Source organism: Mycobacterium sp. E735 (assembly GCF_001666955.1).
Classification (GTDB): Bacteria; Actinomycetota; Actinomycetes; order Mycobacteriales; family Mycobacteriaceae; genus Mycobacterium.
Genome location: NZ_LZIX01000244.1, coordinates 20,277 through 43,698 on the forward strand (window position 1 = coordinate 20,277; position 23,422 = coordinate 43,698).

Annotated in this window: 20 protein-coding genes; 11 read left to right on the top strand and 9 right to left on the bottom strand. The window is 66.9% G+C overall.

The window, feature by feature from the left end:
* Positions 1-72 precede the first annotated feature (72 nt).
* From A5704_RS20070 to pknB, 6 genes are read left to right on the top strand one after another with little or no spacing between them, the layout of a single operon-like run.
* Positions 73-540: an FHA domain-containing protein gene (locus tag A5704_RS20070; RefSeq protein ID WP_046183038.1), complete on the top strand. Its 468-nt coding sequence runs from the start codon at positions 73-75 to the stop codon at positions 538-540.
* The gene (locus A5704_RS20075) at positions 537-2,054 is read left to right on the top strand and encodes a PP2C family serine/threonine-protein phosphatase (RefSeq protein ID WP_067779084.1); all 1,518 of its coding nucleotides are present in this window, start codon (positions 537-539) and stop codon (positions 2,052-2,054) included. The genes A5704_RS20070 and A5704_RS20075 overlap by 4 nt, the downstream gene beginning before the upstream one ends.
* A complete protein-coding gene (locus A5704_RS20080) occupies positions 2,051-3,460 on the top strand; it encodes an FtsW/RodA/SpoVE family cell cycle protein (RefSeq protein ID WP_067756239.1) in 1,410 nt (469 codons plus the stop codon). The genes A5704_RS20075 and A5704_RS20080 overlap by 4 nt, the downstream gene beginning before the upstream one ends.
* The gene (gene pbpA, locus A5704_RS20085) at positions 3,457-4,935 is read left to right on the top strand and encodes a D,D-transpeptidase PbpA (protein WP_067779087.1); all 1,479 of its coding nucleotides are present in this window, start codon (positions 3,457-3,459) and stop codon (positions 4,933-4,935) included. Before A5704_RS20080 ends, pbpA begins: the two co-directional genes overlap by 4 nt.
* Positions 4,932-6,260 (top strand): serine/threonine-protein kinase, encoded by a 1,329-nt coding sequence (locus A5704_RS20090; RefSeq protein WP_067890662.1) that lies wholly within the window; start codon positions 4,932-4,934, stop codon positions 6,258-6,260. The genes pbpA and A5704_RS20090 overlap by 4 nt, the downstream gene beginning before the upstream one ends.
* Positions 6,257-8,131, top strand: a complete 1,875-nt coding sequence (pknB, locus tag A5704_RS20095) for a Stk1 family PASTA domain-containing Ser/Thr kinase (RefSeq protein WP_067890664.1) — start codon at positions 6,257-6,259, stop codon at positions 8,129-8,131. The genes A5704_RS20090 and pknB overlap by 4 nt, the downstream gene beginning before the upstream one ends.
* On the opposite strand, the gene A5704_RS20100 is transcribed toward pknB, so the two are convergent.
* Together A5704_RS20100 and A5704_RS20105 are read right to left on the bottom strand one after the other, a co-directional pair.
* Positions 8,109-8,795, bottom strand: coding sequence for an aminodeoxychorismate/anthranilate synthase component II (locus A5704_RS20100; RefSeq protein WP_067756248.1), 687 nt, complete (start codon positions 8,793-8,795; stop codon positions 8,109-8,111). The genes pknB and A5704_RS20100 overlap by 23 nt on opposite strands.
* Before the next feature lie 26 nt (positions 8,796-8,821).
* The gene (locus A5704_RS20105; RefSeq protein WP_067756250.1) at positions 8,822-9,565 is read right to left on the bottom strand and encodes a DUF881 domain-containing protein; all 744 of its coding nucleotides are present in this window, start codon (positions 9,563-9,565) and stop codon (positions 8,822-8,824) included.
* A gap of 118 nt (positions 9,566-9,683) precedes the next feature.
* Between A5704_RS20105 and crgA the strand changes: the two genes are divergently transcribed.
* Both crgA and A5704_RS20115 read left to right on the top strand, forming a co-directional pair.
* Positions 9,684-9,965, top strand: a complete 282-nt coding sequence (crgA, locus tag A5704_RS20110; RefSeq protein ID WP_067756253.1) for a cell division protein CrgA — start codon at positions 9,684-9,686, stop codon at positions 9,963-9,965.
* A 155-nt stretch (positions 9,966-10,120) separates the two neighbouring features.
* The gene (locus A5704_RS20115; protein WP_067756360.1) at positions 10,121-10,546 is read left to right on the top strand and encodes a PH domain-containing protein; all 426 of its coding nucleotides are present in this window, start codon (positions 10,121-10,123) and stop codon (positions 10,544-10,546) included.
* Between the two features lie 21 nt (positions 10,547-10,567).
* Here the strand turns inward: A5704_RS20115 and A5704_RS20120 are convergent, their stop codons facing one another.
* On the bottom strand, positions 10,568-11,116 hold the full coding sequence (locus A5704_RS20120) for a peptidylprolyl isomerase (protein ID WP_067756256.1): 549 nt from the start codon (positions 11,114-11,116) through the stop codon (positions 10,568-10,570).
* Positions 11,117-11,280: 164 nt separating this feature from the next.
* On the opposite strand from A5704_RS20120, the gene cwsA reads away from it, so the two are divergent.
* Positions 11,281-11,715, top strand: a complete 435-nt coding sequence (gene cwsA / locus A5704_RS20125) for a cell wall synthesis protein CwsA (RefSeq protein WP_067756260.1) — start codon at positions 11,281-11,283, stop codon at positions 11,713-11,715.
* A gap of 12 nt (positions 11,716-11,727) precedes the next feature.
* Here cwsA and A5704_RS20130 read toward each other — a convergent pair whose 3' ends face one another.
* Together A5704_RS20130 and A5704_RS20135 are read right to left on the bottom strand one after the other, a co-directional pair.
* The gene (locus A5704_RS20130) at positions 11,728-14,901 is read right to left on the bottom strand and encodes an adenylate/guanylate cyclase domain-containing protein (protein ID WP_067756263.1); all 3,174 of its coding nucleotides are present in this window, start codon (positions 14,899-14,901) and stop codon (positions 11,728-11,730) included.
* Positions 14,902-15,029: 128 nt separating this feature from the next.
* On the bottom strand, positions 15,030-15,854 hold the full coding sequence (locus tag A5704_RS20135; RefSeq protein ID WP_369807430.1) for a phthiotriol/phenolphthiotriol dimycocerosates methyltransferase: 825 nt from the start codon (positions 15,852-15,854) through the stop codon (positions 15,030-15,032).
* 61 nt (positions 15,855-15,915) lie between these two features.
* Between A5704_RS20135 and A5704_RS20140 the strand changes: the two genes are divergently transcribed.
* A complete protein-coding gene (locus A5704_RS20140) occupies positions 15,916-17,664 on the top strand; it encodes an AMP-binding protein (RefSeq protein WP_067779097.1) in 1,749 nt (582 codons plus the stop codon).
* A 26-nt stretch (positions 17,665-17,690) separates the two neighbouring features.
* Complete coding sequence (locus A5704_RS20145; RefSeq protein ID WP_067756273.1) at positions 17,691-18,737, top strand: rhamnan synthesis F family protein; 1,047 nt, start codon at positions 17,691-17,693, stop codon at positions 18,735-18,737.
* A 14-nt stretch (positions 18,738-18,751) separates the two neighbouring features.
* Here the strand turns inward: A5704_RS20145 and A5704_RS20150 are convergent, their stop codons facing one another.
* The 4 genes from A5704_RS20150 to A5704_RS20165 all read right to left on the bottom strand — a co-directional run.
* Positions 18,752-19,453, bottom strand: coding sequence for a GAP family protein (locus A5704_RS20150; protein WP_067756276.1), 702 nt, complete (start codon positions 19,451-19,453; stop codon positions 18,752-18,754).
* Complete coding sequence (locus A5704_RS20155) at positions 19,453-20,706, bottom strand: glycosyltransferase (RefSeq protein WP_067756284.1); 1,254 nt, start codon at positions 20,704-20,706, stop codon at positions 19,453-19,455. The genes A5704_RS20150 and A5704_RS20155 overlap by 1 nt, the downstream gene beginning before the upstream one ends.
* Positions 20,707-20,723: 17 nt before the next feature.
* Positions 20,724-22,187 (bottom strand): acyltransferase, encoded by a 1,464-nt coding sequence (locus tag A5704_RS20160; protein WP_231969188.1) that lies wholly within the window; start codon positions 22,185-22,187, stop codon positions 20,724-20,726.
* Positions 22,178-23,422: SDR family NAD(P)-dependent oxidoreductase (locus tag A5704_RS20165; RefSeq protein ID WP_156737716.1), on the bottom strand; the 1,245-nt coding region annotated here is incomplete at its 5' end. The genes A5704_RS20165 and A5704_RS20160, both read right to left, overlap by 10 nt.

The window sequence follows — 23,422 nt, forward strand, 5'->3', positions numbered from 1 at the left end:
TTGCCGATGTGCTCGGGGTCACGGGCGCCAGGGGGACGCTGGATTTCGGGGCCAGGACGGAAAGGACGCCAGATGCAGGGACTCGTACTGCAGCTGACGCGCGCCGGATTTCTAATGTTGTTATGGGTATTCATCTGGTCCGTGTTGCGAATTCTGCGGACCGATATCTACGCGCCCACCGGGGCCGTCATGGTGCGCCGCGGCTTGGCGCTGCGCAGCACCCTGCTGCCCTCGCGGCAACGCAGGCACGCGGCGCGCTACCTGGTGGTCACCGAGGGCGCGTTGGCGGGGGCGCGCATCACACTCAGCGGGCAGCCGGTGTTGATCGGAAGAGCTGACGACTCGACGCTCGTGCTGACCGACGATTACGCCTCGACGCGGCACGCCCGCCTATCGCAGCGCGGTTCGGAATGGTACGTCGAGGATCTAGGATCGACCAACGGCACTTACCTTGACAGGGCAAAGGTGACGACTGCGGTACGAGTTCCGATAGGGACGCCGATTCGGATCGGCAAAACGGCGATCGAGTTGCGCCCGTGACCCTGGTCCTGCGATATGCCGCGCGCAGCGACCGCGGCCTGGTGCGCTCCAACAACGAAGACTCCGTATACGCCGGCGCGCGGCTCCTCGCGCTGGCCGACGGGATGGGCGGTCACGCCGCCGGCGAGGTGGCCTCCCAGTTGGTGATCGCCGCACTGGCCCACCTCGACGACGATGAGCCCGGCGGCGACCTGCTGGCCAAGCTCGACGCCGCGGTGCGCTCGGGCAACGCGGCCATCGCGGCGCAAGTGGAGGCCGAGCCCGAGCTCGAGGGGATGGGCACCACGCTCACCGCAATATTGTTCGCGGGCGACCGAATCGGGTTGGTGCACATCGGCGACTCGCGCGGCTATCTGCTGCGTGACGGCGAACTGACGCAGATCACCAAGGACGACACGTTCGTCCAAACCCTGGTCGACGAAGGGCGGATCACCCGGGAAGAGGCGCACAGCCACCCGCAGCGGTCGCTGATCATGCGCGCGCTGACCGGTCATGAGGTCGAGCCCACGTTGACCATGCGCGAGGCGCGCGCCGGTGACCGCTACCTGCTCTGCTCCGACGGGCTCAGCGACCCGGTAAGCGACGAGACCATCCTCGAGGCGCTGCAGATTCCCGACGTCGCCGAAGCCGCCTACCGCCTCATCGAGTTGGCGCTGCGCGGCGGCGGGCCGGACAACGTGACCGTGGTGGTGGCCGACGTCGTCGACTACGACTACGGCCAGACCCAGCCGATCCTGGCTGGAGCTGTTTCCGGGGACGACGACCAGATGACGTTGCCCAACACCTCCGCGGGCCGCGCCTCGGCGATCAGACCGCGCGAAGAGGCAGCGAAACGGGTTGCGCCGCAACCGGAAACGCCGAGCCGGCCGCGGTGGCCCCGTCGGCGGATGTTCTTCGTGGTGACGCTGGCGGTGCTGTTCGCCCTTTCCGGACTGGCCATCGGATGGTGGGTGATTCAGCGCAACTATTACGTCACCGAGTACGACGGCAAAGTTTCGATCGTCCGCGGAATCCAAGGGTCCTTGCTCGGCGTGCCCCTGCAGCAGCCGTACCTGGTGGGCTGCCTGACCGCGCGCAACGAACTCTCCCTGATCAGCTACGGCCAATCCGACCACTCGAACTGTCAGCTGATGACGTTGCGGGACTTGCGCCGTCCCGGCCAGGTCCAGGTTCAGACCGGACTGCCGGGCGGCAGCCTGGATCAAGCCGAGTCACAGCTGCGTCAACTGCTCGCCGAATACCTGCTGCCCACCTGCCCGTCCCCGCGCGCCACGTCACCGCCGGGGCAGCCGGCCCCCGGGAGCGGCACCCCCGAGTCCAGTGTCGCGACATCTCCAGCACCGACCACGCCACCGACCACCGCCCCTCCCGGCTCCAGCACCCCAGCTCCTACCAGTGCCACAAGCGGCCCCGCGCCCTCGTCGCAGGCGGGCCCCACGACCACATCTCAGACGGTCACCGCGCTTCCAGCGCCTCCACTTCAACCGGGCATCGACTGCCGGACGGTGGCATGACGACCCAACTCCAGCCGCCCGTCGCGGTCACGCCTCCGCTGCCCACCCGTCGCAACGCCGAGCTGCTGCTGCTGTGCTTCGCCGCAGCGATCACCGTCGCGGCGTTATTGATCGTCGAGGCAAACCAGGACCGTGTCTTGCGCTGGAACGTCATCAGCTACGGGCTGATATTCCTGCTCGTGTTCGGCTCCGCGCACCTGGCCATCAGACGGTTCGCCCCATATACCGATCCGCTGCTGTTGCCAATTGTGGCTCTGCTCAATGGACTTGGGCTAGTGATGATCCATCGGCTCGACCTCGTCAACAGCCAGACAAGCGGCCGCAATCATCCCAGCGCCACCCAGCAGTTGATGTGGACGGTGGTCGGCGTGGTCACGTTCGCGCTCGTGGTCACGTTTCTCAAAGACCATCGACAGTTGGCTCGCTACGGCTATATATGCGGCATCACCGGCCTGGTGCTGTTGGTGATTCCCGCGCTGCTGCCGGCTTCGCTGTCCGAACAGAACGGCGCAAAGATCTGGATCCGCCTCCCCGGCTTTTCCATTCAGCCCGCCGAATTCTCCAAAATCCTGTTGCTGATCTTCTTTTCCGCCGTGTTGATCGCCAAGCGGGGGCTATTCACCAGCGTAGGAAAGCATTTCATGGGTCTAACCCTGCCGCGCCCGCGAGACCTCGCGCCGCTGCTGGGCGCCTGGGTGGCCTCGATCGGTGTGATGGTCTTCGAGAAGGACCTCGGCACCTCGTTGTTGCTTTACGCGTCGTTCCTGGTGGTGGTTTACCTTGCGACGCAACGGATCAGCTGGGTGCTGATCGGCCTGGTGCTGTTCGCAGTGGGCAGCGTCATCGCCTACTTCATCTTCGCCCACGTCCGGGTCCGCGTGCAGATGTGGTGGGACCCGTTTTCCGACCCCGACGGCAACGGCTACCAGATCGTGCAGTCGCTGTTCAGCTTCGCCACGGGTGGAATCTTCGGCACCGGGCTCGGCAACGGTCAGCCGGACACCGTGCCGGCCGCGTCGACCGACTTCATCATCGCCGCATTCGGTGAAGAGCTCGGGCTCGTCGGGCTCGCCAGCATCTTGATGCTCTACACCATCGTCATCATCCGCGGCATGCGCACCGCGATCGCGACGCGAGACAGCTTCGGCAAGTTACTGGCCGCGGGCCTCGCCTCCACCCTGGCCATCCAGCTGTTCATCGTCGTCGGCGGCGTCACCCAACTCATCCCGCTGACGGGCCTGACCACACCGTGGATGTCCTACGGCGGATCGTCGCTCCTGGCGAACTACATACTGCTGGCGATCCTGGCTCGCATCTCCAACAGCGCCCGCCACCCCCTGCGCGGACGCGACCGCAAGGATTCCCCGATCGCGGCGGCCAAGACCGAGGTGATCGAGAAGGTATGAACACCTCTCTGCGCCGCATCTCGGTCACCGTCATGGCGTTGATCGTTCTGTTGCTGCTCAACGCCACCATGACGCAGGTGTTCGCCGCCGACTCGCTGCGCGCCGACCCGCGCAATCAGCGCGTGCTGCTGGACGAGTACTCGCGCCAACGCGGGCAGATCATCGCCGGCGGCCAACTGCTGGCCTACTCGGTGGCCACCGACAGCCGGTTCCGCTTCCTGCGGGTGTATCCCAACCCGTCGGTGTACGCGCCGATCACCGGCTTCTACTCCCTGCGTTATTCGAGCACCGGCTTGGAGCGCGCCGAGGATGCGCTGCTGAACGGATCCGACGAGCGGCTGTTCGGCCGCCGCCTGGCCGATTTCTTCACCGGCCGCGACCCCCGGGGCGGCAACGTCGACACCACAATCCGGCCGCGGGTCCAGCAAGCGGGGTGGGACGCAATGCAGCAGGGCTGCGGCGGGCCGCCGTGCAAGGGCGCCGTGGTCGCCCTCGAACCGTCCACCGGCAAGATCCTGGCCATGGTGTCATCGCCGTCGTATGACCCCAACCTGCTCGCGTCGCACGATCCTCAAGTGCAGGCGCAAGCATGGCAGCGGCTGCGCGACGACCCCGACAACCCGCTGACCAACCGCGCCATCTCGGAGACCTATCCGCCCGGTTCCACTTTCAAAGTCGTCACCACCGCGGCGGCGCTTGAGGCCGGGGCGACCGACGCCGAACAGCTCACCGCCGCTCCGTCAATCGCTCTGCCCGACAGCACCGCGACGTTGGAGAACTATGGCGGCCAGCCCTGCGGCAGCGAGGCCACGGTGTCGCTCAAGCAAGCGTTCGCCCTGTCGTGCAACACCGCCTTCGTGCAACTCGGCATGCACACCGGCGCCGACGCGTTGCGCAGCATGGCGCGCGCGTTCGGCCTGGACTCCACGCCGAGCGTCATCCCGCTGCAGGTCGCCGAATCGACCGTCGGAATCATCCCGGACGCCGCCGCCCTGGGCATGTCCAGCATCGGCCAGAAGGATGTCGCGCTGACACCGCTGGAGAACGCCGAGATCGCCGCGACCATCGCGAACGGCGGGGTACAGCTGCAGCCTTACCTGATCGACAGCCTCAAAGGGCCCGATTTGGCCAACATCAGCACCACCGTTCCCTATCAGCAGCGCCGCGCGGTGTCGCCCCAGGTCGCCGCTAAGCTAACAGAGCTGATGGTCGGCGCCGAGAAGGTCGCACAGCAGAAAGGGGCCATTCCCGGCGTGCAGATCGCATCGAAGACTGGTACCGCAGAGCATGGCACCGATCCGCGTAATACGCCGCCGCACGCGTGGTACATCGCCTTCGCGCCCGCGCAGACGCCGAGAGTCGCCGTGGCAGTGTTGGTGGAGAATGGCGGCGACCGCCTGTCCGCGACGGGAGGTGCACTCGCCGCGCCGATCGGACGGGCTGTGATCCAAGCCGCGCTACAGGGAGGACCATGAGCCCGCGAGTTGGTGTGACGCTGTCTGGCAGATACCGCCTGCAGCGCCTGATCGCCACCGGCGGCATGGGCCAAGTGTGGGAGGCGGTGGACAGTCGGCTCGGCCGGCGCGTGGCGGTCAAGGTGCTCAAGCAGGAGTTCTCCCAGGATCCGGAATTCATCGAGCGGTTCCGCGCCGAGGCGCGCACCACCGCGATGCTCAACCACCCCGGCATCGCCCAGGTCCACGACTATGGCGAGAGCCAGCTGGACGGGGAGGGCCGCACCGCCTACCTGGTGATGGAGCTGGTCAACGGCGAGCCGCTGAACTCGGTGCTCAAGCGCACCGGCCGGCTGTCGTTGCGGCACGCGCTGGACATGCTCGAACAGACCGGTCGTGCGCTGCAGGTCGCGCACGCGGCCGGTCTGGTGCACCGCGACGTCAAGCCGGGAAACATCCTGATCACGCCGACGGGCCAGGTGAAGATCACCGACTTCGGTATCGCCAAGGCCGTCGACGCGGCGCCCGTCACGCAGACGGGGATGGTGATGGGAACCGCCCAGTACATCGCCCCCGAGCAGGCCCTGGGTCATGACGCGACTCCCGCCAGCGACGTGTACTCGCTGGGAGTCGTCGGCTACGAGGTCGTCTCGGGGAAGCGGCCGTTCACCGGTGACGGTGCCCTGACAGTGGCGATGAAGCACATCAAGGAGCCCCCGCCGCCGCTGCCCGCGGAGCTGCCGCCCAACGTGCGCGAGCTGATCGAGATCACGCTGGTCAAGAACCCGGCGATGCGCTACCGCAGCGGCGGGCCGTTCGCCGACGCCGTTGCGGCGGTGCGGGCCGGCCGCCGGGCGCCGCGCCCCAGCCAGTCGCCCCCGCCCGGGCGGGCGTCGCCGGCGGCCATTCCGTCGAGCCCGACCACCAGGGCGGCCGCTGTGTCCAGCACCCGGGCCGCGGCGCCGCGCCGATCCCGGCCCGCCACCGGGGGCCATCGGCCACCCCCGGCCCGGCGCACCTTCTCGTCGGGCCAGCGCGCGTTGTTGTGGGCCGCCGGAGTGCTGGGGGCGCTGGCGATCATCATCGCGGTGCTCATCGTCATCAATTCCCGCGCCGATACCCAGCAGGCACCGCCGCCGCCGACGGTCACCGACACCGGGACTCCGCCGGCGCCGCCGGCCACCAACACCCCGAGCGGTGCCGCGTCCGGCCCCGTGCTGCGGCTGAATTGGACGGATCGCGGGACGATAGGTAATTCTGGACTGCAACGAGGGCCGGCCGAATACGGGCGGGTTGAACCACTGACGCCCAGCGCGTCACCGGCCCGACACGAGATACCACGATGACCACCCCTCAGCACCTGTCTGACCGCTATGAACTGGGCGAAATCCTCGGCTTCGGGGGTATGTCCGAGGTTCACCTGGCCCGCGACGTCCGGTTACACCGCGATGTAGCGGTCAAAGTGCTGCGCGCCGACCTGGCCCGCGATCCCAGCTTCTATCTCCGGTTCCGTCGCGAGGCCCAGAACGCCGCCGCGCTCAACCACCCGTCCATCGTCGCGGTGTACGACACCGGCGAGGCGGAGACCCCGACGGGTCCGCTGCCCTACATCGTCATGGAGTACGTCGACGGCGTCACCCTGCGCGACATCGTGCACACCGACGGCCCGTTACCCCCTCGCCGGGCGATCGAGATCATTGCCGACGCGTGCCAGGCGCTGAACTTCAGCCACCAAAACGGCATCATCCACCGCGACGTCAAGCCGGCCAACATCATGATCAGCAACACCAACGCGGTCAAGGTGATGGACTTCGGCATCGCGCGGGCGATCGCGGACAGCGGCAACAGCGTCACCCAGACCGCGGCGGTGATCGGGACGGCGCAGTACCTCTCGCCCGAACAGGCCCGCGGCGACAGCGTCGATGCCCGGTCCGACGTCTACTCGCTGGGCTGTGTGCTCTACGAAATCCTCACCGGCGAACCGCCTTTCACCGGGGACTCGCCCGTCGCGGTCGCGTACCAGCACGTGCGCGAGGACCCGATTCCGCCGTCGCAGCGGCACGAGGGCATCTCTGCCGACCTCGACGCGGTCGTGCTCAAGGCGTTGGCCAAGAACCCGGACAACCGCTACCAGACCGCGGCCGAGATGCGCGCAGACCTGGTGCGGGTGCACAACGGCGAACCGCCCGAGGCGCCCAAGGTGCTCACCGACGCCGACCGCAGCGGCCTGATCGCCTCCGGCGCCAACCAGCCCGGGCCGCGCACCGATCCGCTGCCCCGGCAACCCCTTCGACGCGTCGACGACGGCGACGGCGGGGGGGTCGGCCGGTGGATCGTCGCGGTCGCCGCGCTGGCGGTGCTGACGATCGTCGTCGTCATCGCCTTCAACACCTTCGGCGGCACCACCCGCGATGTCCAGGTCCCCGACATGCGGGGCCAAGTGTCCGCCGACGCGATTGCCGCGCTGCAGAATCGCGGCTTCAAAACGCGTACCTTGCAGAAGCCCGACTCTACGATCCCGCCCGACCATGTCATCAGCACCGATCCCGGCGCGAACGCGTCGGTCGGCGCCGGCGACGAGATCACGATCAACGTTTCGACGGGTCCCGAGCAGCGCGAGGTGCCCGATGTCTCCTCGCTGAGCTACTCCGACGCGGTCAGCAAGCTCAAAGCCGCGGGATTCAGCAAATTCAAGCAGGCCAATTCTCCGTCGAGTCCCGAGTTGCTGGGCAAGGTGATCGGCACCAACCCGCCGGCCAACCAGACGTCCGCGATCACCAACGTGATCACCGTCATCGTCGGCTCCGGCCCCGAGACCAAGCAGGTGCCGGACGTCGCCGGTCAGACCGTCGACGTCGCACAGAAGAACCTCACGGTCTATGGCTTCACCAAGGTCACCCAGGCACAGGTGGACAGCACCCGTCCCGCCGGCGAGGTGATCGGCACCAATCCGCCCAAAGGTCAGACAGTTCCGGTGGATTCGGTGATCGAACTGCAGGTGTCCAAGGGCAACCAGTTCGTGATGCCCGACCTGAGCGGCATGTTCTGGACGGACGCCGAGCCGCGGTTACGGGCGCTGGGCTGGACCGGCGTGCTGGACAAGGGCCCGGACGTCGACGCGGGCGGCTCCCAGTCGCACCGGGTGGTCTATCAGAACCCGCCGGCCGGCACCGGCTGCAACCGGGACGGGATCATCACGCTGAAGTTCGGCCAGTAGCCGCGGGATCGGCCGGGAGATAGGGCTGCACCGCCGCCCGGACCTCGTTCTCGAGCCGGCGCACCAGCGTGTCGTTGCGGGCCCATCCGCAGTAGGCCAGCCAGTTGGCCAGCATGCGGTGGCCGCCCTCGGTCAGGATCGACTCGGGATGGAACTGGACCCCGTGGATCGGCAACTCCCGGTGGCGCACACCCATGATGACGCCGCCGCGGGTACGGGCCGTCACCTCCAGCACCGGCGGAAGCGACTCCGGAAGTATGGTCAGCGAGTGGTAGCGGGTCGCCGTGAAGGGATCTGGAAGTCCTTGCAGCACACCGGCGTTGGTGTGAAAGACGCTGCTGGTCTTGCCGTGCAGCAGTTCGGGGGCCCGGTCCACGGTCGCGCCGAAGGCGACGCCGATGGCTTGGTGGCCGAGGCAGACTCCGAGTAGCGGGGTGCGCTCCGCGGCGCACGCGTTCACCAGTCCGATGGACGCACCCGCGCGTTCCGGGGTGCCCGGGCCGGGGCTGAGCAGCACACCGTCGAACCGCTGGGCGATGGCGGCCTCGTCGGAGAGTCTGGCGTCGTCGTTGCGCCACACCTCGGCCTCGACGCCCAGCTGGCCGAGGTACTGCACCAGGTTGAACACGAAGCTGTCGTAGTTGTCGACGACCAGGATCCGCACCGTGCCAGGTTACCGTCCGGCCGAAATCAGTAGCCGATGGTTCCCATGGGCTGCGCGAAATGCAGCCGATCGGGCTCGGTGTGGCCGACGATCTGCACGTCCGGTTTGACCTCTTCGCGGTAGCCCAGCCCGAATCGGACCACGTACTGGCGGTACAGGGTGACCAGGGGAGCGGCGGCCAGGGCGGCCTGCATGGTGGCCGCGTTGCCGATCGCGGTGATCGTGTAGGGCGGGCTGTAGGTCCGGCCGTTGAGCAGCAGCGTGTTGCCGACGCAGCGGGGCACCGAGGTGGCGATGATGCGCTGGTCCTGCATCTGGATCGCCTCGGCGCCGGCGCTCCACAAGGCGTTGAGCACCGCCTCGATGTCCTGCTGATGCACCACCAGGTCGTCGGGGGACGCATCCCGCGGGAAGCGGCCGTTGGCGTCGCGCGGCGCGTCCTCCAGGGTGACGGTCAGCCCCGGGCCGTGCACCGGGTTCATCCCCGCCTCGGCGGCCAGCTCGGCCGAGCGGCGCAGCATTGCCGCCAACGCCCGATCCGAGGACCGGCCGTGCGCGGCGTCGATCTTGCCGGCCAGCTCGTCGCGCTGGGCGTTCAGGTGATTCACCGAGGCCTGGGCCTCCCGGACCAGGTCGACCAACCGGGGCGCGTCGCTGCGGCGGATCTCGGCGCCGCCGGACACCCCGTGCGTGGCAGCCAGGAGCAATCCGGCCAGCAGGCACACCACCGGGACGCCGAAGCGCCAGGGTGACCGGCCTCCGTCGCTCATCTGCTCTCCAATTTCCTGGTCGCCGTGCCAGGTGGGTTAGTCTCGTAGCCAAGCTGTGCGTGCAGCTGCGGTCGTTATCGTTGCACCCCGTCCCGCTCACCGTCTTGTTGAGGTAATCATGCCCAAGTCCAAGGTCCGCAAGAAGAATGACTTCACCGTCAGCGCGGTCAGCCGCACGCCGGTGAAGGTGAAGGTCGGGCCGTCGAGCGTGTGGTTCGTCGCCTTGTTCGTCGGTCTCATGCTGATCGGATTGGTCTGGCTGATGGTCTTCCAGCTGGCGGCCGTCGGGAGTCAGGCGCCCGCCGCGCTCAACTGGATGGCACAACTGGGGCCGTGGAACTACGCCATCGCGTTCGCTTTCATGATCACCGGTTTGTTGCTGACGATGCGCTGGCACTGAGCACGACCAGCGGCCGAATGAATTCATTTTTGGGTTGCCTCGTTACTGCGCCAGCAACATTGCCGCCACCCAATCACACGCGTGTGATTTATCCCCACTGTTGATAGCGTCTGTGGATAACTCCATAGGCCGTGGTGGGAGGGCCTGAGCGGCGCATGCAGCAAACACAATGGGAGCCGCGTGTCCCCGGAATTGCTGGTTGTGGCCTTGCCGGGCTGCTGATGGCTATCGCGTCTGTGACCGTGGTCACAGACGCGCCGGGGCGCATTCTGACGGGGATTGCCGCGGTGGGTCTGATCTTGTTTGCGGGCGCGACGTGGCGCGCGCGGCCCAAGCTGGCAATTACCGCCGACGGCTTGGCGCTCCGGGGATGGTTCCGGACGCAGTTATTACGGCCGTCCGACATCAAGATCATCCGGATCACCGAGTTCCGCCGCTACGCACGCAAGGTGCGGCTGCTCGAGGTCGAGACGGCCGACGACAGCCTGGTGCTCTTCTCTCGGTGGGACCTCGGGACGGACCCGCTCGAGGTGCTCGACGCGCTGACGGCCGCCGGTTACGCGGGCCGAAACCCGCGTTGAGCGGACCGGGAAGGGCCGGGCTTAGGAGATCGTGATCGACTCGATGACGACCGGCTCGGTGGGGCGGTCGTTACTGTCGGTGGACGTCGTCGAGATCGCCTCGACAACCCGCTGCGACTCCGGGTCGGTGACTTCGCCGAAGATGGTGTGCCGGCGGTTCAGGTGCGGGGTCTTGCCGACCGTGATGAAGAACTGGGAGCCGTTGGTGCCCGGACCCGCGTTCGCCATCGCCAGCAGGTACGGCTTGTCGAATTGCAGTTCGGGGTGGAACTCGTCGGCGAACTTGTAGCCCGGGCCGCCGCGACCCGTTCCGGTCGGGTCGCCGCCCTGGATCATGAAGCCCTGAATCACCCGGTGAAAGACCGCGCCATCGTAGAACGGACCGGAGGAGCCACCCGAGGCGTTCTGGGTCGAGTACTCCTTGGTGCCCTGGGCCAGGCCAACGAAGTTGGCGACGGTCTTGGGTGCGTGGTTTCCGAACAGAGCGACTTTGATGTCGCCGCGGTTGGTGTGCAGCGTGGCGGTAGCGGTCTGAAAGGGGCTGTTGGTCACGGCATGAGAGTCTGCCACTCCGCGCCGGGATGCCCGCACCCGGTGTCACCCCGAGCCGGGCGACGACCGAAAAGGCGGCGCGCGCAGAACAGTTCCGCCGGCATCCCTATGCTGGCAGTCTGTTCGAGTACCCACGAGCCGGTCCCGCGACGGGCTTGCCCGGCGGCGCAGAAAGGCGGCAGATGAGCGCGAAGGCGGAATCCCGGCTGACCCCGCGCGAGCGACTCGCTCGCGGGCTGACCTACTCGACGCTGGGCCCGGTGGACGTCACCCGGGGGATCGTCGGCCTGAGCGCCCAGTCAGCGCAGTCGACCGCGGCGCAGATTCGTCGCAAATATCAAGAGGGGCGCCTCGCCAAGGAACTCGCCGCTGCCCAGGAAACCCTTGCGCAGGAGCTGGCCGCCGCGCAGGAGGTCGTTTCGAACCTGCCTCAGGCGCTGCAGGACGCGCGGCGCGCACAGCATCGGGCCAGGCGCCCGTTGGTGTTCGCGGGAGCGGCCGTTGTGGTCCTCGCCGGCGGCGCAGTCGCGTTCAGCCTGGTGCGGCGCTCGGTTCGCGCCAAGCCCCAAGAGCCGCAGTCCCGCCCGCCCAGCGTCGACGTGCAGCCGCGCCCCTGACGGCGGTCGGCCCTACCGCATCGCCTCGGCCCAGTCGGCGTGTCCTACGAAGCCAAGCGTCCTCGCCATGTCGCGGTAGCGATCTCGGAAACACGCGTAGGCGTCCGACTCGCCTCGCGCCCGCGCCATGAGGGCGCGCATCCGGTACAGCCAGATTTCACGTATCGCCAGGCCCTCATCGGCCGGTGCGGCGGCTAACCGCTCGATTGCCGCCTCGGCGTCGGCGACGTCACGGTCGCTTCCCCGGTCCAGCAATGTCTCCACCAGTACCCCCGTCGCCAGAATGCCCCAGGACAGCAGCTGCCCCCCGCGGGCGAGGTGGTCGACCGCGGCGGACATCAGCGGTATCGCTTCGTCATGCTCCCCGCGGCGCGCCGCCTGACGCGCCACGTAGACATCGATCATCGGTAGATCGCACAAGAAGTGGCCCCCGCGCACGAACACGTCGCGAACCCCCAACAACAGCCGCTGCCCGCGATCCCGGTCGGCATCCGTATCGCGGTGCAGCAGCGCAAGGCCTAAGGTCAGCCATGCCACACCCACCTGGAGGTTGTCGCCGGACCGTTCGGCGATCGCCAGCGCGTCCTGGATCTCGCGGACGACGGAATCGTCCGGCCGCAGCGCGCCGGCCGGTACCGCGGCCGTGTACACGTAGCTGACGACCGTGACGTAGGACAGCGAGTCGGCGCCGTGGGCCACCGCCAGGCCCCGCCGCTGATCGTCTCGCCAGCCGGCAAGGCCCAGCGCGTAGCGGGCGGTCGCCCGCTGCGCGTAGGCAAGCGCCAGGGGCGACCCGAAAAGAAAATTGCCCTTCGCGGGATCGCCGTCGGCCAGGTCGATCACCCGCTGGGACAAACGCAGCATCTCTGACCACTCGCCGCTTGCCATCTTCGCGCGGATCGGCGTGAAGGACAGCCCCACGGTCAGGGTCGGATCGCCGATGGACTCGATCAGGGCGATGGCTTCGGAGGCCAGCCGTGACGCCTCGCCCACCCTGTCCTGGAAGGCGTGGTCCACGACCAGCCCCGCCATCGCGATGGCCAGCGACGGCTTGTCGCCCGCGGCGCTGCACAACTTGCGCAACTCGTCGAACCGGTCGCCGACGTTGTTGACGTGCAACCGCCAGGCGATCCCGCACAACATGGTGCGAGGAGCAATGCACATGGCCGCCAGGTCCGGGTCATCGGCAGTCAATGCGTCGGCGATCGTCGTGGCGCTCTCCCAACTCAGACGCGCCGCGGCGATATCGCGGTACGTCGCCCACTTGGCCGCGCGCATGTGCCAGCCGTAGGCACCCCGCAGGTCACCCGCGGCTTCCAGATGTTCGGCGATCAGCGCGGCATTCTGGTCGGCCGATTCCGGCTCGCGGGCCTCGATAGCGGCGGCGAGCCGCCCGTGCATCTCCGCGCGATCGGATTTCAGTTGTGATTCATAGGCCACCGCCCGTATCAGCGGGTGGCGGAAGGCGAACTCGGCACCCGGGGTGAACCGGACCTGATCGATCAGCGCGGCGCTGAGCAGTGCGTCGAGGGCAGGGGCGTTGCCCACCGCAGCGAGTAACTCGGGGGTGAACCGCGACCCGATCACCGCGGCGGCGTTCAGCGTCTGCTTGGCATCCGGATCCAACCGATCGATCCGCGCCGCGATGGTTGCCTGCAGGCTGGCCGGTACGGTGACGTCGGCCACGTCTGTGCTGCAGGTGAATTCGCCGCGCTCGCCCTCGAGCACGCCGCGCTCGGCGAGCTCGTGAATCATCTCCTGCGCATAAAACGGGTTCCCGCCGGCCCGTTCGGCGACGAGCGCTTTGATTCCGGAGACCGACGGATCCGAGCCCAACAACTCGTCGAGCAGCGCAGCGGTTTCCGAATCACTCAAAGGGGCGAGCGAGATCGTTTGGGTGCCAGGGACTCTCGCCAAAGCGCCGTGATAGTCGGGGCGATAGGTGATCAGGACCATCGACGGCGTCTGGGGGATGACGGTGAGGAACTCGGCCAGCATCGAGTCGCTGACCTCATCGATCCAGTGCGCGTCCTCGATGACGTAGAGGACCGGTTGGGTGCGGTTCAGCGACAGGGAGTTGATCAATGCGGTCAGCCGACGCCGCCGCGCGTCGGGATGGATCGTGGGAGGCGGCGTCTCGGGGTCTCGAATGCCCATCAGGTCATAGAGCAGCAGCACGTCCTCGTCGGAGGCGTCGGGGAGGCCCGCGCGCACCTGTGCTCGCGCCGCCTCGTCGTCGAGCTCGGTGATCCGGGCGGCTTCGCGCAACAGTCCTGCCGCGACCAGGAAGGGGACATCGCTGGTGTGCGACTCGCAGTACACCGAGGACACTTCGACACCGCGCCGGCTGGCCATCGCGACAACTTCGTCAGCGAGTCGCGTCTTGCCGATACCCGGCGGCCCGGCAACGCAGACCACACATCCCCGCCCGCTCATCGATCGGTCTAAAAGCCCTGCGGCCGTTGTCACTTCGAGGTCACGCCCTACCAATGCGCCTTGGGGCAGGCCGGTTCGGCGGTGCCCGTCCGTCATGCGCAGCAGACGCCGGGCCAGCACCGGGCCGTCGCTGCCCTTGAAGCGCACCTCCTCGGGATCGCCTAGCTCGGTGGCGTGTTGGACGAGCCGGGCGGTCGACTCGCTGAGCATCACCCCACCCGGCGGTGCCACAGACTCCATCCGTTGGGCCATCCCGACTTGCTCGCCGATCGCGGTGTAGCGGAACGGACCGGACCCGATTTCGCCCGCTATCACCTGACCGGAGTTCAGTCCCACCCGCAACTGCAGGTCCACACCGTCGCGCTGTCGGACCTCGCCCGCCAGCCCCTTGATCTCCTCCTGAACCCCCAAGGCCGCCAGACAGGCGCGAACCGCGTGGTCCTCCATTGCTACGGGCGCCCCGAACACCGCCATGATTCCGTCACCGGTGAAGTTGTCCAGGGTGCCCCGGTAGTGCTGCACGACGTCGGTGCAGCGGTCGACAAGCTCGGCCATGATTTCTCGCAACCGCTCCGCACCGACGGCCGCGGCGATGTCCATGGAGTGCACCACGTCGGCGAACAGCACCGACACCTGCTTGTACTCCGCATGCGCGGCGGGCTGGGCAACCGGCGAACCACACCCGTGACAGAACCGCGCATTCTCGAGAAGCTCGGTGCCACACGCGTGGCACGCCGCTACGGCCGTCATCCGACCTCCGCCAATCCGGCCCCCTGCGTTTGCTGTGGTGATCAAAGAATAGGCCGTCGGGCACGGCGCGAGGGAGTGTTGGCTTCACACGGGGTGACGCCGACGCGAAGTCTCAAGACCCGGACGGATCAGTCCTTGGCAAAGCAGAACAACCGGTACGAAGCCTCGCCGTTCTCCAGACGCCGGTAGATCAGCGAACCGCGCCCCCCTGCATAGTCCTCGGCGATGCCGCGTACGAATGGGACGCTGGGCAGACGCCGGGTGATCTGGTCGAACAACCGATTCTGCTCGAGCCCGCGCATGACTTCCGCGTTGATCGTTGTCGCTGAAATCCGGCGCATCGCGATGCCGGCGAGGTCCGCTTCCCAGGAGGCGATCTCGTCGGCGTAGCGGATATCCGCGTACAGGAAATGCCCTCCCGGCCGCAGCACGCGTTTCACTTCGGCGAAGAACCGGCGCACGTCGCGGTAATTGATCGCGGCTTCGACATTGATCACCGCGTCGAAGGACCCCTCGGGAAAGGGCAGGCTTTCGGCGTTACCCTGCACGAAGTTCAGGCCGGGCAGACGGTGCCTCTTTTGGCAGAACGCTATGCCGACCGTATTGAGATCCAGGCCCGTGTAAGACGCCGGGTGCAGCGTCCGCATCAGATACGAGGCCCCACCGCCGTGGCCGCAACTGACTTCCAGCACATCCTTGCCGGTGAGATCCACCTGGGTCGCGGTGCGGTGATAGAGCTGGATGGGGAACCGGTCGGGCTCGTCGGAGGCCGCCAGCGGCAGGGCCATCGGCGGATCCTCCTCGTACCCGTAATTGAGGAATAGGACGTCATCTCTTGTGAGGAGACGGCTGAGGAACCGGTACCCGTATTTGAAGCGCAAATCCAACAGCGCCACCAAGATTGGCGTGCCGTTCAGCCGGCTGATGACGTTTTCTATAGGCGTACGTTGCAACTGCCCATCGTCTCGAGCCCAAAGCCGACGCAGTGTTAATGGCCCGGGTAACCTGACGCCCATGCTTAAGTGTCCCATTCCGACACTGCTGCGCGAACGCGCCAGTCTGCAGCCCAATCGGACAGCGTTCACGTTTATGGATTACGAGCGCGATCGCAACGGAATTGCCGAGAGCGTGACATGGTCACAGCTCTACCGGCGAGTGCTTGACGTCGCACAGGAGTTGAGGATTCACGGATCGCCGGGCGACCGCGCTGTGATCCTGGCGCCGCACGGGCTCGACTACATCGCCGCGTTCCTTGCGGCATTACAGGCAGGGCTGATTGCGGTTCCACTCGGTGGGGCCAGCGACGAACGCGTCGCCGCCGTACTGAAAGACACCGCACCCTCCGTCGTTCTCACGGTATCGTCCGCCGCAGGCGATGCCGCCCGGTACGTCGAGTCGGGGGCCGGGAGATCCGTTCCGTCGATCGTCGCGGTTGATTCGCTGGCTTCGGGCTCGAGGGCCGGGCCGCGCGGCCGGGTCGGCAGCGGGATCGACACCGTCTATCTGCAATACACGTCCGGGTCGACGCGCACCCCCGTCGGAGTGATGGTCTCCGACAGGAACATCCTGGCCAATTTCGAGCAGATCAACGCCGCCTTCTTCGGCGACCACGGCGGCGTTGCGCCACCGGACACCACCGTGGTGTCCTGGCTGCCCTTCTACCACGACATGGGGTTGCATCTCGGAATCATCTTTCCGGTGCTCACGGGATTCCACACCGTACTCACGACTCCAGTGGCGTTCCTGCAGCGGCCGGCCCGGTGGATTCAACTGCTGGCCGGCAACAGTCACGCACTTTCGGCAGGACCCAACTTCGCCTTCGAACTAGCCGCAAGAAAGGCCTCCGACGACGACCTGGCAGGGCTTGATCTCGGCAACGTGCTCAGCATCCTCAACGGCAGTGAGCGAGTCCAGCCCGCGACGCTGCGGCGCTTCACCGAGCGATTCGCCACCTTCGGCCTCCAGGACCGGGTGTTGCGGCCCTCATACGGAATGGCGGAGGCGACGTTGTACATCGCCACCCGCGAGGCGGGTCAATCACCACGAGTCGCGCATTTCGACTCCGAAGAACTGACCGCCGGCCGCGCGAAGCGGTGTGCGGGCGGGGGCGGTACAGCACTGATTAGTTACGGCGCGGCGCGCTCACCCCTCGTGCGCATCGTAGATCCGGAGACGAGAATCGAATGTCCGGCCGGAATAACCGGCGAAATCTGGGTGCAAGGCGACAACGTCGCTTCCGGCTACTGGCAGAACCCACAAGCGTCTGAAACGACGTTCGGCGCAACGCTTGTCGATCCGTCGGCCGGCACGCCGGAGGGACCGTGGCTGCGTACCGGTGACATGGGCTTCTTCGCCGACGGCGAACTGTTCATCATCGGCCGGATCAAGGATCTATTGATCGTGTACGGACGCAACCACTCTCCCGACGACCTCGAGGCAACGATCCAAAGCATCGCGCCGGGGCGTTGTGCAGCCATCGCCGTTCCGGACGAGGGCACGGAGAAACTCGTCGCCATCATCGAGTTGAAGAGCCGCGACGATTCCGGCCAGGAGGCTTTCGATCTCGTCCGGCGCAAGGTCACTTCCGCGATATCCACCGTCCACGGGTTGAGCATCGCCGATCTCGTTGTGGTAGCGCCCGGTTCGATCCCCATCACCACCAGCGGCAAGGTCCGTCGGGCGGCCTGTGTCGAGCGGTATCGACAGAATCAGTTCGCCCGGTTGGATGCGCAGCGCCGAGGGCCGGCCGTTCACGCCGACTGAGCACTCACGGACGCCACGGGGACGTGATGAAATTCTCGGAGATGCTGCGCACCGAAAGCGAGCGCGCTTCGGCCGCGGCGCGTTACCGCCGCAGCGGCAACGCTTTCCGCTTCCTATGCGAAACCCACCTGGAGCTTCCGCCGGATCCTCCACCCGGCCGCCGCACGCTTGCTCTGTTTGCGCACTTTGACCCGCAGGGCGTCGTCGATCCGTACGTCGCCTATTACCTGAAAGCCTTGCGGGAGCAGGGCGCGGCCATCGTCTTCGTCTCCGGCTCGCCCACTCTCACACCGGAGTCGGTGGCTTCCATCCGCTCCCTCTGTGATGGCATCTACACCCGCCGAACGCTTTCCTACGATTTCGGCTCGTGGCACCTCGCGTGGTGCATTCTCACGCACCACGGGTGGTCGCTCAATCAATTCGACCGGTTTCTGGTCGCCAACGACAGCGTCTTCGGTCCGCTCTTTCCCCTGGAAGACATGTGGAGTTCGTTTCACGGCGCCGACATGTACGGCGCTGTCGAGAACACCCAATTGGTTCCGCATCTCCAATCTTTCTTTCTCGTCTGGGATCTCGACTCGCACACCCGCACGTTCCTCGAAGACTTCTGGGATGGCTTCCAGTACGTGGTCCACAAGGGGATGGTCATCTGGCGATACGAGATCGGCATATCCGCCCGCGCCCGTGGAGCCGGACTCAGCCTCAACCCGTTCGTCTCCGCCGCCGCCATCGAACTCACCTACGGCCGCCCATCGGCCCGCCCGTGGGCCACCAGACGCTCTGCTCGCAACAACGGCACCCTGCACTTTTGGGATGGCCTCATCAAGGACTTCCGGTTTCCGTTCCTCAAGGCGAACCTGGCCCGCTACGACATGCCGTGGCACGCGTCCATGGCGGACCTGCGCGACGTCATCGAGCGACACACCGACTATCCCTTCCAGCTCATCCAGTCGAACGTGGACAGGCTCGGCCGGAGAGCGCCGTCCCTGATGAGCGGCTACGCCCGGCCCGGCGCCGGGCGGATGAACGGGCGCATGGGATCTGCTCGGCGAGGGCCGCGCGGTTCGAACTGAACGACATCGACCGCTCAGAGGCTGCTTACGCCCGAGGCCACCAGCATGATCCCGGCGAGAGCGGGTGCGGCGATCAGAAGCCGGCGACGGTGAATGGCAAACCACCTTTGCAGCTGCACCATCGCCAGCTGGGTCTGCGCCGGCGCGAGAAGATAGCTGACGAGGGGGACCTCTACCAGGACGAGGACCACGATCGTGAAGATCACGACCGCGCCGAGCTGAGCGCCGATCGCTGCTCTCGAGGAGACAATGATGGTGAGCACCACGAGATAATCGGCGAGTGGCATGGTCGTCACCAGTCCAATCCCAAACGCCACCCACGGGTTCCCGCCTTGCAACGCGCGGCGGACGCGGGCCGTCAGCCGGGCGGCCGCGGTCGGTCGGGGCGGCTGCGGGGCTCGGGACGGTGGGGCGCCGCGGTACGCCCACACTCCGGTCGCGATCGCCAGGGCAAGCACGCCGATCGCGATTTGGAAGTACCCGCCCGTGAAGCGCACGACCGTGGACCTCGCGTCTTCCATAACCGTCGCTGGCGAATCCCGCAGGAGTACGAAGGCGCCGACGCCCGGGGCTACGCCCGCTGTGAGGCCGCCCCACCAGTAGGCGAGGAGGTTGTGCCGGGGCCGGGGGCGTGACATCAAGATTCCGCCGATGACCAGTCGCGTCGGGTCCAGCGACAGCCAAACTGCGATCGGCAGCACCGTTCCCCACATCATCAAGCACGCTCCCCGACGGCGACCTTCTCCAAGAGATCCGCTGCCGCGGTGACACTTTCGGCGGGCTTGGTCATCTGGGCGGCGAATTCACGGGCTCGGCCGGCGTAGTGCGGCGCGAGGATCTCGCGGAGATGCCGGGCGAGTGACTCCACGGTGGTGCTCACCAACCGCTGGGCGCGGCCAACTCGCATCCGGCTGACCTGCGCGGCCCACAGCGGCTGCTCGGCCACATCCCAGAGGATCAGCATCGGGATTCCGGCTCGCAGGCCGGCGGCCGTGGTGCCCCCGCCACCGTGGTGGACCATGGCGCGGCAGAGTGGAAGCGTGGCCGCGTAATTCAGCGGGCCGACGAGCTTTATTCGGTCGGATTGTGAAGTACGGTGTGGGGCGCCCTCGCCCGAATAGACCAAGGCCCGTTCGCCAAGCTGCGTGCAGGCGGCGGCGATCATGGCGATCGTGTCGGCAGGGGATCGGACCGGTGTGCTGCCAAACCCGAAGTAGACGGGGGGCGTTCCAGCGGTAGCCCAGGCGGCCGCCTCACCGTCGTCACAGGTCGGTAGATCCATCGTGAGCGCACCGACGAACGGGCGCCGGCCATCCCATTCCTTCGCCAGGCCCGGAAAACAGGCTCGGTCGTAGGCCTGGATTTCGAGCGATCCGCGATGCGCCATTCGCTTCGCCGCCGGGGCGGCGGCCCGCGGAAGGCCCAGTTGACGGCGTTGCTCGTCGTCGACCTCCTTGGTGATGCGCCAGTACAGCCACCACGCCGTCCTCAACGCGGTGCGGACCAGGGGGGCCGGCGATGGTACCGACGGAAGGGCCAGCTGGCCATTGACGCAGATCGGCATGTGGTGCAGTGTCGCCACTGGGATGTCGTAGTACTCAGCCACATTGGCGACGACCCCGTGGTAGGTCTGGCCGGTTACCAGCAGGTCTGCGCCGTCCGCCACCGAAGTCAGCGTCGTGCCCATCTGCGCCCAGCCCTCGATGAAGAGCTCCCTGCCCGAGCGGACCAAGCTGAGCGGATTCTGCGGCTTGAAGGCGCGGTGGTGGAAGTCCGCGAGCGCGTTCACCTGCTCCTGCGAATCCGGCCCGTAGGCGACCGCAGGCAGCCCGGCGGCCTCCACGAGGCCGATCAGGTTGGGCGGCACCGCCATACGCACTTCGTGCCCGCGCCGCATCAGCTCGAGGCCGGCGGCGGCGCAGGGCTCGACGTCACCGCGAGTTCCGTGGGCGGCCAAGACAACCTTCATCGCTGCTACCGGCTCCGTCAGTCGTCGTCCGCGTAGGCGAGGTCCGTGGTTTTGGTCGGCGCATTCGAGCCGGGGCCTTCCAAGACTCGCTTGAACACGCCTTGCAACGCGTTCAGAAATCGGATGACGGAGTCCCTGGCCACCGGGTTGTTGGGGAAATTCACCCATATCGATACCGCATCGAAGAGACGGATCACCGAGATGTACAGGTGCGCCGGATCCCTTGGATCGCAGTAGATTTTGAGATTCGCGTTCTTCATGTGGGAGGAGACGGTGGCAGAGAACGGCGGCAGGCCGGCATCCATGTAGTTGACCATGGTGCAATTCGGCCCCCACGGTCTGAGCCAGGGCGCCAACTTCAGCACGTCGTTGAACGACACATTCGCGAGATCCAGATTCGAGTCGAAGGATGCCTGCGCGGCACGCGCGGTCTCTGCAAACGATGTCGGGTCGACGGGGACGGTGAACGGGACCACGCCGGTGAACCAGCCCATGGTCGAGAATTCCGCCAGGGTTCTGCGTTTGTCGATGGGTGCGAGGCCGTAATACGTTGTCGCACCAGTTAGCTCGTATTGCGCGAGAGCAACGCAGGCGAACAACCCCCCGCTGATGCGCGCGGCCGCCCGGATGCAGAGTGATTCGAAAGCCGCGGTCTGTTCCTGGTCCATCAGCCGTTCGACCATGAGGTCACCACCGGAGGACACCGACAAGTCACCGAGGGGAAGCGGGAAGTCCGGGAGCGTTCCGCCATTCCGTTCGGCGAATTCGATCCATTTCCGCACCTCGGGGGAAGCGGACGTCAGGCCGGCCAGGTGTTGCTTCTCGCGCACGCAGAAGTCGTCGTGGCTGGCGGGCGGGGGGGAGGCGACGAGCGCGCCGCCGGTGATCAGGACCCGGTAGTTCATCAAGATTTCCGTGTACAGCCCCGAGATGATCGTCGGATCGCAGTGCACGTGGTCGACGATCGCAAAGAAGCTGAAGTGGTCCGCGCGCTGGATGATGCCGAACCTGAAGCAGTCCCATTGCACCGGGTCCGGGGTGGACAGCACGAACTGGCGCCACTCGTTGGGTGTCATCGCGTCATGCCGGATCGGAACGAACTCGATATCGGCGGGATCTTGGATGGTGTGGCGCACAATGCGTTCCGCGTCTTCGTACGCGAACCAACTGTGATACGTCTTGTGCCGGCGCAGGTGTGCATTGATGACGTAATTCATCGCGCGGACGTCGCACCGGCCCGGTTCGTCGCCGCACCCGATGACCAGCCGGGCATAGTCTAGGCCCCGGGCGGCGTATCGCGAAAAGCCGCGCAGGTGCGCCTCCTGCATGGCGCTCAGCGGCACATCGCTTGCCGGCGCGTGCCGGGCTTTCTCGAGGGAGGCCGGAGCTGCTTGCCAGGACACGATTCTGCCCGCCTCCGGCATCCAGTCATGAACGGTTCCCACGAACAGCCCGCGCGCCGGCCCTGCACCTACGAACACCCTGCCCCCTTCGGCACGTTTGCTCCGGCGTCGAGATCGGCGGTGGCGGAGAGAGTCTCACACAGCAGCCCGGCCAAACCGCGGATCGTGGTGATGTCGTTGGTGGTGACGCGGACCCCTGTTTCCGCCTCGATACGGGTCCGTAGCTCCAGGTTGCCCATTGAGTCGAGGCCATACTCGGACAGTGGGTGATCCGGGTCTATGGTTCGCCTGAGAATCAGGCTGACCGCGTCGGAAACCATGCGCCGGAGCCGGGCCGGCCAGTCCTCGCGCGGTAGCGCGTGCAACTCGGCCACCAATTCGCCTGCCCCCTTGGGGCTTTGGCTTCTGGAGCGAAATAACTCGGCGAACCTGCTGCGCTGTGCGTATGCGGCGAACCACGGTGTACCCGTCAACTTCGCATAACCGGCGTACGGCCGGTCGTGGCGCAAGAGCGCCTGAAACGCGTAGGCGCCCTCCTCGGCGGTGAAGGCCGTGTCCCGCCAGTGCGCAATCGCGGTGCCTTCGCCGTCCTGCCCGGGAGTCACCTCTTCGCCGGTCTCCGACCTGACCTCGGCGGCGCGACCGACCTCTGCCCACAATGCCCAGCCGATCGCGGTGGCTGGAAGGCCGCGGGCGCGGCGCCACCGCGCGAACGCGTCCAGCCAGCTGTTAGCCGCGGCGTACGCCGTTTGTCCGGGCGAGCCCACAAGACCCACCGCCGAGGAGAACACGCAGAACCAGTCCAGGTGGAGGTGGGCCGTCGCCTGGTGTAAGTTCCACGCCCCGAACACCTTCGGAGCCCAGTTGCGGTCGACGAGCTCGTCGCTCGTGGTGGCGAGCATCGCGTTCTCGAACACCGCGGCGGCGTGCAACACCCCCCGCAACGGCAGACCGGTGGCAGTCGCCGCCCTCACCAAACGCGTAGCCGTGCCGTCCTCGGCGATGTCGCCGCACTCCACCTCGATGTCGGTGCCCATCGCCCGGATGAGTTCGATCGTTTCCAACGCCTTGGCATCCGGCCGCGACCGGGAGCTCAGTACGATGCGGCCGCAGCCGGCCGCGGCCATCCTTTCGGCGAGGAAGAGCCCGATGCCGCCCAGGCCACCGGTAATGATGTAGGAGCCGTCGTTCCGGAAGGTCCGGGCTTGACCGGGTGGTACGACGACGTTGGTGTGACCGGTCTGCGGCACATCGAGGAGGACCCTGCCCGTGTGCTCGGCCTCGCTTTTCGCTCGGAGGGCCGCGGCGGCATC